This is a genomic window from Streptomyces xylophagus, assembly GCF_000716435.1.
Lineage (GTDB): Bacteria > Actinomycetota > Actinomycetes > Streptomycetales > Streptomycetaceae > Streptomyces > Streptomyces xylophagus.
This window is the reverse complement of the sequence record NZ_JNWO01000015.1, coordinates 341,290-353,534: the sequence shown is the minus strand read 5'-3', so window position 1 is coordinate 353,534 and position 12,245 is coordinate 341,290. Positions and strand designations below refer to the sequence as shown.

Annotated in this window: 2 protein-coding genes (1 of these 2 running past the window's edge); both read right to left on the bottom strand. The window is 74.0% G+C overall.

All coding sequences use genetic code 11. From position 1 onward, the window contains the following. Nucleotides 1-6: 6 nt before the first annotated feature. A complete protein-coding gene (locus OO70_RS30895) occupies nt 7-1,173 on the bottom strand; it encodes an RICIN domain-containing protein (protein WP_043678277.1) in 1,167 nt (388 codons plus the stop codon). A 37-nt stretch (nt 1,174-1,210) separates the two neighbouring features. Further along, nucleotides 1,211-12,245, bottom strand: partial view of a hypothetical protein gene (locus OO70_RS51365; RefSeq protein ID WP_051741759.1) — the end only. It continues 25,925 nt past the right edge of the window; only the last 11,035 of its 36,960 coding nucleotides appear in the window; the start codon falls outside the window, past its right edge; its stop codon occupies nt 1,211-1,213.

Sequence of the window (12,245 nt, the reverse complement as noted above, 5' to 3'; positions counted from 1 at the left end):
CCGTGTTCAGCGGGTGCTCCATTTCTGGTTGTCCTGGCCGTTGCAGTCCCAGAGTTGGAGCGGGGTGCCGTTGGCGGTCTTCTGGTCCTTGACGTCCACGCACTTGTTGGCCTGCGGATTGACCAGGTCGTTGCTGGAGTTGAGGCGGAACTGCTGGGCCGGGTTGCCGCTGCACACCGCGAGCTGGATCACCGCGCCGTTGGCAGACGAGCCCCAGGCGACGTCCATGCACAGGCCCATGGAGCGGATCGTGCCGTCCGAACGGAAGTCCCACTTCTGCCAGTTCTGGCTGTTGCAGCTCCAGATCCGCAGATGTGCGCCGTCCGCGCCCTTGTGCCCCACCATCTCGATGCACTTGTTGGAGGCGTGGCTGTAGATCGTGGTGCCGGGCGCGACGGTCACCGTCTTGGTGGCCGTGACCTTGGTCGTGGTGGTCTTCTTCTTCGAACTCCCGCCGGAGGACGCCTTCTTGGGGGCTTCGGCGGAACTGCCCGCGACCACTCCGGCACCGGCCCCGCCGGCAGCCGCGGCGCCCGCGCCGTTCTTCACCGTGTCCTTCTTGCCGCCGCCCTTCGAGGGCGACGGCTTGGGCGAGGCGGAGGACGGGTCCGGGCTGGCCGAACCGTAGGCGCCCGCACCGATGTTCGTCGTCGACCCGTTCAGCACGGTGCCCGCGTCGGCCACCTTGTCCGACGGCTTCCCGTCCGCATTCGACCCGCCCAGCATGCCGGACACCAGGAACGGCACCCCGATCAGCAGCGCTCCCGCGATGGCGGCTCCGGCCAGCAGGCCGCGGGAGGGGCGGCCGAAGGCGGGGGCCGCCGCGGCGGCCTCTTCGCCCCCGCCTCCGGCTCCGGCCATGGCGTCGGCACCCTCGCCGTCGTCGATGTCGGCGTGGGCATGGGCGGGGGCATGGGTGTCGGGTTCCGCTTCCGGGTGCGCGGCCTCGCCCGTCGCCGGGAGCCGGGCCGCGGTGGCCGCCCGTGACGGGGTCGTCAGCGCGGCTTCCGCCTTGGCCGCGGTCTCCGTGGTGCCGGGGTCGGCCGCCGTCTCGCCGCTGGTGGGCGGGAGTGCCGCTCCGGCCTCGGGGGTGCCCGCGGTGGTGTCCGGGGCCGGGGCGGGCTCCGTCTCGCCCGTCGCTGCCTGGTGCTGCGGGCTGTTCTTGCCGGACATGCTGTTCCTTCCAGAAACGTGATCGGGTGACGACTTGTCAGTCGCCGTCCGGGGTCGGTGGGTTGACCGAGAACCGGTTGCCGTCGAAGTACAGGGTCAGCGGGGTGCCGTCGGCCGGCCCGGACCGATGGGTGCGGTCGTCGGGGCCGAGCACCTCGACCGGCCGCCCGGTGTCGCGTGCGACCAGGGCGGCCAGAGTGGACACGTAGGTGGGGGTGTCGGGGCGGGCCAGCACCAGCGCGAGGCGTCCTGAGTCGTCCAGTCCGGCCTCCGCGACGGTCACCGTGCCGTTCTGGAGGATCGACTGGGCGCGCAACTCCTCGGTGAGAGCGCCGATTTCGGCCAGCGCGTCGGTGCCGACCGAGGTGTTCGGGGCGGGGAGCGCCGCGTCGTCGGGGGCGCCGTTGGCCGCTACGTCGGCCCGGGCCCAGGTGAGGAGGGCGGTATGGGGGTCGGGAGTGCGGATCCAGGCGGGGGCAGAGGAGGCGGGGGCAGAGGAGGCGGTGGTGCCGGAGCCTTCACCGCGCCGGCCGTTCGCGGCATCGCCATCGCCAGCGCCGTCATCGCCGCCGTCCTCGTCGTCGGACTCGCCGGAGTATTCCAAGCCGTCTTCGTCCACGTCGCTGCCCTCGGCGTCCGACGCGCCGTCGCCGGGCTCCCTCCCGTCGTCCAGGACCTGCCCATGCCGGCCGGCCTGATCGTCCTCGCCGCCCTGATCGTCCTCGTCGCCCTGGTCGTCCTCGGGTTCCTCGCCGGTCTCGTTGGCGGCTCCTCCCTGCGGGAACTCCGGTTCCTGGTCGACTACTTGGGGCTCGCCCTCGGGTTCTTCCCGCGGGTCCACCACCGGTTCGGCGGTGGCGGGGCCCGCGTCGGCACGGGCCGGTACCGGGCGAGGGGTGCGGTGCGGCCGCGTGGCCGGGGTCGCGGCGAGGGAGCCGGTCGGCAGGAGGGCCGTGCCGTCGCCCGCCGCCGCTCGCTGTGTCTCCAGGACGGTGACGACATCGGCGAGATCCCGCTCCGCGTGGCGCTGCCGGGTCGCCTGCCTGGCCTGTACGGCGAGGGAGTCGGTGATCTCGCGTCGGAGGGCGTCGAACGCCTCCCGGGCCTCGTTCCGCGCGGCGACCATCCGATCGCGGTGAGCGGTGGCATCGGTGAGCGCCGCCTGGGCCGTGCGGTGCGTCGTGGTCGCCGTCGCGACCCTGTTCCGGGCGCGGGTCAGGACGCCTGCGGCGTGGCGTGCCACGTCCTCGGCCAGGACGAGCCGGCGCCTGGTGTCGTTGGCGGCGTGCCGGGCGGTGTCGACGGCGCGGTCGGCTGCCGCGGCCTCGATCCGTGCCTGGTCCAGCGTGGTACGGGCCCGGTTCCGGCGCGCCTCGGGCCGGGTGCGGGAACCGGGGTCGCCCGGGGCGGAGTTCCCCTCGTCGCGACGCGAACTCCCGCCCTGGGTCGAGGAGTTGGCGGGCTGCTGCCGCGCGTCCTCCGCCGCCTCCCGTAGGGCCTCCTCCGCCGCCGCCAGTTCCTCCTCCGCCGTGCGGACCGCGTCGTGGAACTCCCCCGCCGCCCGGGTCGCCTCCGTCACGCGCTCGTCCCGGGCCTGGAGATCCGTGGTCAACTCCGTGACACGGGCGCGCCGTTCGTGATCGGTGCGTTCGGCGAGCGGTACGGCCCGCTCGGCGGCGGTGAGTTCGCGGGCCGCGGTGTGCGCGGCGGCGTGGGCTTCGCCCCGGTCCAGCTCCGCCTGGGTCACCGGCGGCTCGGCCTCGTTCAACACGCGTTCGGCATCCGGCACTTGGTCCTGGAGTCGGCCCTCCTGCGTGTGCGCGTCGTGCTCCGCCTGTGCGGCCTCCTCCAGGGTGCGTATCTGACCCCGTACGGCCGCCCAACCGGCGTCGTGGACCGCGTCGTTCCGGCCGACGCGGGCTCGGCCCCGGTCTCTCTGCACCGCGCTGCTCGGGCCCGCAGCGCTCGGGCCCCTGCCGTCCAACTCCTCGCCGTCCGGCTCCTCGTGGCCCCGCTCGTCCACCCCAGGCGTGCCCTCCGGCTCCCCGTTCCCGTCGAACCGCCGGAACCGCACCCCCTCACCGTCACGCAGCGCGAGCTCAACAGGCCGCCGTAGCAAGGCAGCTGTGCCCGAGGCGGCGTACAGGGCGCGGGCCGTCTGGTTCGGGCTGCCGTCGGTGGCCAGCCACAGTTGGAGCATGGCGGCGTTGTCGCGGGCCGGGTCCGGGTCAGCCTGGATGCCTTGGGCCATCAGGGTCGGGAGGTCGCGGAAGGAGATCCTGCGCCAGTCGCGGAGGGCCCCGTCCGCGGGGGCGGTCGGCGCCGCCTCGCGGATCAGGGACGCGCCGTCGTAGACGCCCGTGTCGGTGCGGGCGGTGGTGACGCCGTGGCCGAGGAGGTCGCGCTCCAGGGGGCGCAGGCGGACCGTGCCGGAGACGTACCGGGTGCCGTTCGGGCCGTGGACGGTGACGAGGGCGTCGGCGAGGATCTCGTGGCTGCGGGTGCCGCGCGAGCCCGCGGCCGGGAGCTTGGTGTCGCCGTGCTTGAGCCACTCGCGGCGGGTGCCGGCGACGGCGGCGCCCGAGCCGGGGTCCTGGGCCGGGCGGGCCAGTACCGGCGCGGTGAAGCCCAGGAGTTGGCGGTTGGAGTCGTGGAGGCTGAAGGCGCCCTGTGCCGAGAGGCTGCCGGTGAGGCCCGCGTGCGAGGCGGAGCCCGCGCTGACCGTGCTGAGCCGGACCCGGTCGATCGTCACGTCGCCGGTGTCGGTCTCCGGGCGCGGCCGGTACAGCTCCACGGTGAGCCGGGGCGGGGTGTCGGGATCGCCCTGGAACGGGTAGGCGCCCGGCATCGTGGTGGTGAGGCCGGCGGGGCCGCGCGGGTGGTCCAGCTCGATCGTGCCCGCCTGGAGGAGTTCGCCGACCCGTACGGCGGTGGCGTCCGCGGAGTCGGAGGCGGCGAGCCGACGCCAGGAGCCGGTGAGGGCCGGGGCCACCTCGCCGAGCGCCGTGGCGAGTTCGATGCCCGCGTCGAAGGAGAAGACCGGTGCGGGGCCGGCCGGCCTGAACCGGCCGCCGACCGGCGTCGGCCGTTCCGCCGACACGCCCACCGCCACCCGCGGCTCCTCGGGCTGGTCGGGGTCGGTGGCCTCGCTGCCGGTGAAGCGCAGCGCGGCGGCGGTGTGCACCGTAGTGCTCCGCACCCGGCGGCCGAGGAAGAGGTGGGCGATGCGGTCGGCCAGCGAGGCGTCCGCGTCGGTCAGGCTGAGCACGCCGTGCTGGAACACGCTGCCCGGCAGGTCCACCAGCCAGTCGACGGTCGGCGTGGACCGTACGGTGGCGACGATCCGGTACGGGACGCCGTGGAAGTCGGCGACGTTGTCGGTGCGCAGCCAGTGCCGGTCCTCGGCGGCGCGGGTGACCCGGGCCGAGTTGCCGCGCACGGTGTCGGCGCTGAGCAGTGCGGCCGCCCGGTCGGTGCGGGGGCCGCCGGTGGGCCTCGGGAGCCGGGTCTGGAGCTGGACGAACCCCGAGTGGCGGGTGCTGTGGGAGGTCTTGTCGGTCACCGCGGACGGGGTGTGGCCGTGGTACTGCTCGATGCCGGTGCCCTTTGCCCCGTCGTGGCCGCGCACCTGGCGTAGCGCGTGGTCGTCGGCGTCCGGCTGGGCCGCGAGCGTGACCTCTACGATGCGGGCGCCGCCGTAGCCGACGTGGCGGAAGCGGAAGCGTTGCACGCGGCCGGGGCCGCGGCCGGCCAGGGTGCGCAGGCCGGCCGTGGAGGTGAGGTCGGCGATGCGGGTGTCGACGCCGGAGAGATACGACGCGTGGCCCGGGCGGGTCGTGCCGGGGGCCTCCTGCTCGACGAGCGGCAGGAGTTGCCGGCGGAGGAGGTCGGGGCGCTGCACGGTGCGGGTGGCGTCGGTGAACTGGTCCATCGCCTGGACGCTGCCGAGACCCACCTCGCGGGAGGCGATGAAGCGGCGCGGCAGCGGTACGGAGCCCGGTACCGGCGTGGGCACGGTGAGGCCGGGCACGGTCGCGAACCAGGTGGGGTGGCGCCGGATCTGGGCCGGGGTGACGAAGAACCGTACGGCGTCCGGGAGTTCGACCGCCACCGTCACGGCGCGGCCCTCGCCCCGCCCGAACGCGTTGCCCACGGCGTTGCGGGTGCCGCGCCGGAACGTGACCAGCAGGAGCGCGTCGGCCGTGACGCGGTGCTGGGCGCCGCCCTCGGTGGCCGTGCGGTGCGCCATCGTCGAGGAGGCGAGCCCCCGGCCCTTCTCGCGGCGGGTGGTGCGGGTGTAGCGGCCCGAGGGGTTGAAGGTCGCCTTGCGGGACGCCGAACCGGTCGTAGAACTGCCTTGTTGCTGTGCCGGGGTGTCGGCGCGGCGTTGCATGCCGCCCTCGCCGAGGCCGCCGATGTCGCCGTCGTTGCCCGCGGCCTGGTCGGAGCTCGGGGTCTGGGCCGAGGAGCTGTTGCGGACGGCGGTGAAGCCGCCCGCCCACTGCGCGGCGTTGGACACCCCGCGCTGCTGCCCGGCGCCGTCGACGGCGTTGAGCCCGGTCTCGAAGTACTGCGTGATCTCGGCCGACGCCCGCGGCCTGCGCAGGGCGCCGCGGATCTCCACCGACAGCACCTCGTCGGCGGCGAGCCCGGGCAGGGTGAGCCCCTCGATCACATAGGCGCCCTTGAACACCTGGTGGCCGCGGGCCAGCAGGGCGGCGGGGTTGCGGGCGGCACTGAGCAGCTCCGCCGTCACCGTGGTCGGATCGGTGGCCGCGGCACCGGCCAGCGACTCGCCGACGGCACGGCCGACGCGCGCCACGGGAGCGGGAGTCAGGCCCGCGACCGTGTCCCGTACGCCGTCCAGCAGGCCGCGTGCCGGATGCCCCTGGTAGGTGTTGCCGAGGACCGCGCGGAACGCGTCGTCCAGCGCGGCCGACGCCTGGAACACCTCCACCATCGAGTCGTCCGGCAGCGGTACCGCGTCGGGCAGCAGGCCGCCGTTCGCGTCGGTGAGGTCGAGCGCCGTGCGGTCGGCGTCGGTGGCGGCCCGCACGGTGTGCGCGGCGGGCGCCGGCGGGACGGGTTCGTCGGCGGCGGGCAGCGTACGGAGCGTCGGCACCGCCAGCTTCAGCGTCCCCCGCACCCGGTCCGGCGGCGGCGCGGGCGGATACTGCGGGGCGGGCGCCGGAGCGCCGTGCGGGACATACGGCTCTACGGCGGCCTGGTGCGCGAACCGCACCAGGGGCTCCTCCCCCGGCCCCTCGTACAGGTCGAGCCCGAAGGCGGCCGGCACCTCGAACACCTCGATGCGCTGTCCCGCCCCGGTGCCCTGGAACTGCTGGTCGTGCCCGAGGGACACCTGCACGCTGTTGTCGTGCTGCACCTGGTGGGAGCGCACATGGTCGGCGGTGCCGCCGAGGGTCCACGCGCCGTCGCGCACCGGTATGCCGAACGAACCGCCGGCGCCGTACGACACCCCGTACTGCGAGCCCTTCTGGTCGGTGGCGACCGTCGACAGCGAGACCAGGCCGATGCCCTCCACGTGCGGCAGCACCTTGGTGTGCGTGCTCTCGCCCGCGCCGCGCTCCGCACTGAGCACCAGCCGCACCCGGCGGCTGCCGGTCATGGTCGGGATCTCCAGGAAGAGCGAGTGACCGCCGTCCAGCATGGCGTCCGTCGCGGCCCGCAGCCCGATCTGCGACCGGGTCTGCTCGAACCGGCGCAGGTTGTTCAACTGGGCCTGCACCAGCGCCTCGTCGGGCAGTACGCGGTTGCGGGCGTTGGTGTCGGCGGGCAGGAAACCCTCGCGGCGCAGCCAGTTCTCGGCGGGCGCGAAGAGGGTGTGGGCGTCCGTCACCTCCAGCGGTGTCGCGCTGGCGCCGATCGACCGCAGATGCTCCAACTCCGCCGGGAGCCGCCGCAGTTCCTCCGGTGTCGGGTCATGACCCTGGGCGTCCTCGGCGGTCATCACCCGCAGATGCATGCCGGCTCGCCACTCGCCGGGCTCGAAGGTCTCCCGCCCGCCGCCCGGCCGATGGAACACCAGCGTGTGCGTGACCGAGGCCGGCGCCAGCAGGTGACTGCGCTTGGTGCGCACCTCGTGCATCAACGACGCGCCGGCGCTCTGGTTCAGCGCGTCGCTCGTCCCCGCCTGGACCGAGGCCCGCCCCAGCACACCGCCGCCGACCCGCCGCGTCGCCTCCGAGTGGCCCTGGCTGTGGTCGCCGGTGAGCGCCGGACCGACGCTCCCGGACAGGGCGGCGCCGCTGCTGAACTTCGACTGGGCCTCGATCTTCACCAGTTGGGTGAGGTGGCTCTCCAGGTTGACCTTCCCGGCGACGGTCCGCCGCTGCGGCTCGCCCACCGTCACCTCGGTCCGCAACTGGAACATGCCGAGCGCGCGCCCCGACGTGTCGAGCAGTACCGGCGAGAAGACGCCCCCCTCCCGCTGCATCGGCAGGGTGCCCCGCAGCAACGGCTCCGACAGGAACGTCTCCAGCTCCGCCAGGGAGTCCTTGTCCAAGTCCGGCAGCCGGTCACGGAAGCGCTGCAGCGTCTCCGCGAGCAGCCGCCCCGGCTCCGCCACCGTGTCCACGCCCCAGATCGGCAGCACGTCCAGACCCGCCGCCGCCGGCAACTCCTCGTCCTCGTCCCGCGCCAGATGCTGCGGGAACCAGACGGTCACCGGCCCGTGCGACTGCTCCGGCGACCAGTTGACGGGCGCGGCCAGCGCCGGAGTGTCGACCCGGACGTCCCACTCGGCGGTGAAGTCGTACGGTTCCGAAGGCTCGTTGCTGCGCTGCGCCGTCGTCGACGTCACCCCCGTCGTCACCGACACGCTCGACGAGAGCTGGTTCAAGGTCAGCGCGAGGGTCAGCGCGGCATCGACACCGCGCACCGGGATCGCCCGGGTCACCGGGAACAGCGCGGTCCAAGGCAGCATCACCGTACGGATGTTGCCGGACGCCTCCGACGAGACGGACTCCTGCGAACCGATGCCGCGCCGCTCCACCCGTACGTCCCGCACACCGCCCTCGGCCTGCCCGTACCGGGCCGCCGCCCTCGGGTCCGAGAGCCGCATCCGCAGGTCCACGTCCCGGTCCCGGCCGTCCACGGTCACCCTGATCCGGAAACCCAGACTCCCGCGCAGATACGGCAGGTTGAGCACCAGCGTCTCGGCACTCGCCACCGTCCGCAACTGCTCCCGCACCGGGTGCGTGTCCGGCGCGTTCCCCAGCCCGAGCGCCGTCATCACCTGCTGGTGCAGCCCGCTCACGACGGCCGCCGACAGCGGCTCCAGGAGCACCAGGCCTACGTTGCCGTCCCGTTGAGAGCCGTAGTCGAGGACGTACGACGAAGAAGGCGCCGCTACTGGGGCCTTGGAGGCGGGCCAGGTGAGGGGGGTGTCTGTGGGGATCGGCGTCGTGTCGGGGTCGTGGGCCGGGGTGGTGTCGTCCTGGCCTGTGTGGTCGTGGAGTTGGGGGCCTGCGGAGGTGACGTTCTCGATGGTGCGGAGGTAGCGGCGGGGGATGTGGATCGGGGTGTGGGTGGTGGCCATGACGCCGGTGGTGTGGACGGTGGTGCTGTTGGGGTGGTTGCGGAGCAGGAAGTCGTTGTCGCGCTGCTGGTCGGGCAGGCCGAGGTAGTGCAGGACCTCGTGGAGCAGGTCCGCGTCGGAATGGTTGACGTCCAGGTGGAGTTGGTCGGCGCGAGCCGGGTTCCCGGAGTCGGTGAGGGTGATCGCCTCCGGGTGCGCAGAGTCGCTGATCAGGTTGAGGTTGACGTGCAGCTGGTCGCCTGAACTGGGCAGTGCGAGACCGGAGTTGAGGTGGGTGTCCAGCAACCGCGTGATCCGGTCCTGGAGTTGGGCGGTGAGCGCCGGATCAGTGGTGGTGACCGGGAGGTTGAGCGTGTAGTCACGCACCCACTGGCCGTTCGGGGCCTGGATACGACGGACCTGCGCCCGGATGAGGGTCGTCGCGCCACTGAGCGTGCCGGGGCGGGGCGGGGTGGACTGATCCGCGTGCGGGTCGAACCGCTCGGCGGAGTGCACGGCGGCGCGCGCGTGGGAGCGCAGGCCGTGCCACGTGCCCTTGGGCGCGGGATCGACCACGCGAGATGCGGGCTGGTCCTCGTCGACGCTGCGGGTGGGCGCGGGGCGGTAACGGCCGTCCGGCTGGACGCTGTTGGCGTCCTCCGGACCCCGGGGCGCCTTCGATGACGTGATGGGGGCTGGGGTGGTGCCGGCGTTCGCGTCGCTGGCGCTGTAGTGGTTGAGGCCCGTGTAGTGGACCTCCAGCGCGGGCGTGTTGGTGGTCGGGCCGTAGCGCAGCACGATGCCCCGGGGACCGCCGGTCGCGGTCGTGCCGGCGAGCGCGGGAGACACCGGCTGGAAGACGTGGATCGGGACGCCGAGGGTGTCGGCGAGCAGCGGCAGGAAGGTGTCGCCGACCGGGTTCGCCCACTCGTCCGACCAGTTGCGCACCACGTGCCCGAGCACGCGCGCCTCGTCCGCGGTGAGGGCGGCGGTGCTCCGGTGATAGCCGGCGATCAGCAGCTCCCGGCGCTCGTCCGGGGTCATGGCGGCGAGCGTCGGCAGCGCGTTCGCGGCACGCAGGTAGGCGAACATCCGCCGGTTGCTCGGCGGGTTGCCTGCCGGTGCGGGCGGTGCGCCCGGCGCCGAGACGGCTTGCAGATAGCGGGTCTGGAGGTCGACCGGGTCCAGGTCCTCGGCGTGGGTCACGCCCTGGATGCCGTACTGGGTCAGCTGGTTGTCGACCCAGGCGTCGGGCCTGTTCTGCACCTCCGTCCCGAACGGGCGGACGAGGACGCCCCGGAGCTGGCCGAGCACCTGCGGCGGGAGCGGCCGGCTGCCGTCGCGTGCGGCTGTCAGCCGGGCCAGCACCAGGTTCTGCAACCCCCGCCGGGCGGCCCGCAGATGGTTGGTTGCCTGGCCGGCGGTCTGCGGGTGCTGCGCCAGGGTCGCGAGGGTCTGGCGTACGAGATGGGGCTGCGCGAGCCAGCCGTCGGTACCCGCGGCGAACGCCGGGTCGCCCTGCCGCAGTTGGGTGCGGACCAGGTGCGGCGCGCTGCCGATGACGGCGTACAGGAGGCAGTTGCCGTCGCCGGGGGTCTGGACGGCGTTGCCGGTGGGGGTGACGTACGGGGACGGCGGGACGGCGGGGGTCGGGGCGGCAGTTGTCGTCGTGGTCGTGCCGGGCGGCGGGGGCGTCGGTACGAGCGGGGCCTTGCCCTTGCCCTTGTCGGTGGCCGTGCTCTTGCCGGTGCTCTTGCTCGTGTCGGCGTTCTTGCCGGTGCTCTTGCCGGTGCTCTTGCCGGTGACCGGCTTCTTGCCCTTGTCGGTCTTGCCCGTCTTGCTGGTCTTGCCGCTGCTCGTACCGGACTTGGACGGCTCGCTCTTCTTCGGCGCCTGCGGCGTCGGGGTCGGTGTGGTTCCGGTGCTGGGGACGGTCGTACCGGTGGCCGGGGCCGGGGTATGGGTCTGGCCCGCAGCCGGGAGGGGGGTGGCCGGGGCGTCGGGGGCGGGCCAGCGGGGCGGGGTGGTGGCGAAGGTGGTCCGCAGGGACTGTTCGGGGGTCGGGGCGCTGTCCTGGACGGGGGTGGACAGGCCCGGCAGCGCGGTGGTGGCCGACAACTGGTCGGCGGCGGCCTGGAGTTGAGCGGTGACGGTGGTGGCGAGCTGCCCGTTGCGGCGGGTGATCCTGGCCTGGGCCCGGGTAACCCGGCGCTGGGCGCGGGTCTCGCGGAACCTGGCTACCCGCAGGTTCTCGGCCCGGCGGGCCACGGCCCGCGCATCCCGGTGCGCTGTCGCCACGGCCTCCTCGTGGTTCTCCTCCTCCTCGCTGATCCGGGCCGGTCCGATATCGACGATGTGCTCCGCCCGTTCCAGCGCCGGCCGGGCTGTGGTGAGCGCGGCGGTGGCCTGCTGGATCGCGTCCTCGGCGGCGGTGATCGCCGGGACGACGGCCTGCACCCGGCGGTCGTCGGCGACGTCGGCCGCGGGGCGGTTGGAACGCGGGGTGCCGGGTGCGGCGGGGGCCGGCGGGGTCGGTGCGGCGGCCGGAGAAGTGCTCGACTGCCCACCCTGCGCGGCCTGTTGGGTGGTGGCGCGTTCGGCACGCACGGTGTTCTCCGCCTGAGTCAGCGCGGCCAGCGCGGTCTGCAGGTCACGGCGGCCCCGGGTCTCGTCCCGCTCGTGCTGCGCGATCACCGCCGGCAGGGTGGTGACGGTCCGATGGGCGTCCGCGAGGCTCCGCTTCAGCCGCTCGACCAGCGCTTCGGCGTCGCGCGCGGCCTGGGCGGAGGCGGTGGCCTCGGCGGTCGCCCGGGCGTGGGCGGCGACCGCGAACGTGACCGCGTGTCCCGCCCGCCCGTGGGAGTCCGCGGAGTCCGTGTGCTTCCGGTTGGCGTGCTGGAGGGAGAAGGTGAGGCGGTCCAGTCGCCGGGGGGTGTCGGCGAGGGTGTCGGTGGCGGTGTGCAGGAGTTCGGCCTGGGCGTGGAAGGCGGTCCACGCGGTGGTCAGATCCGGGTCGGCAGTGACCAGGGCACCCTCGGGGGTGAACTCCCAACGGCGGACGCCCTGTTGGTCACGGGTCATCAACTCCAGCGGCCGGTTGCCGAGCACGGCCGTACGAGAGGCCATGTAAAGGGCCCGGCCGAGGTGTTCGCCCTGCGGGTCGGCGCCGAGTGCCACCCAGAACTGCACACCGTGACTGCCCGCGGGAATCGCGGAGTTGAGGCGTTCGGGCAGGGTGTGCAGTGCGGCGGCGGTCCAGTCGGGGACGAGGGCGGGCAGGTCGTGGACGTCCGTCGGGGACTCGGCCGGGGTGAGCAGACCGTGGCCGAGCAGGTCACGCTCCTCCACGCGGAGGGTGACCGTACCGGTGACGTGACGGGTGCCCTGCGGTCCTTCCACGAGCAGATGGGCATCGACGTCGACGACGTAACTCCGCGTCCCGCGCGCCCCGTTGGCCGGTGCGGAGGTGCTGCCGGACTTGAGCCAGTCACGACGGCTGCCGGTGGTGGTGCCGCCGAAGCTGGAGGGCTGG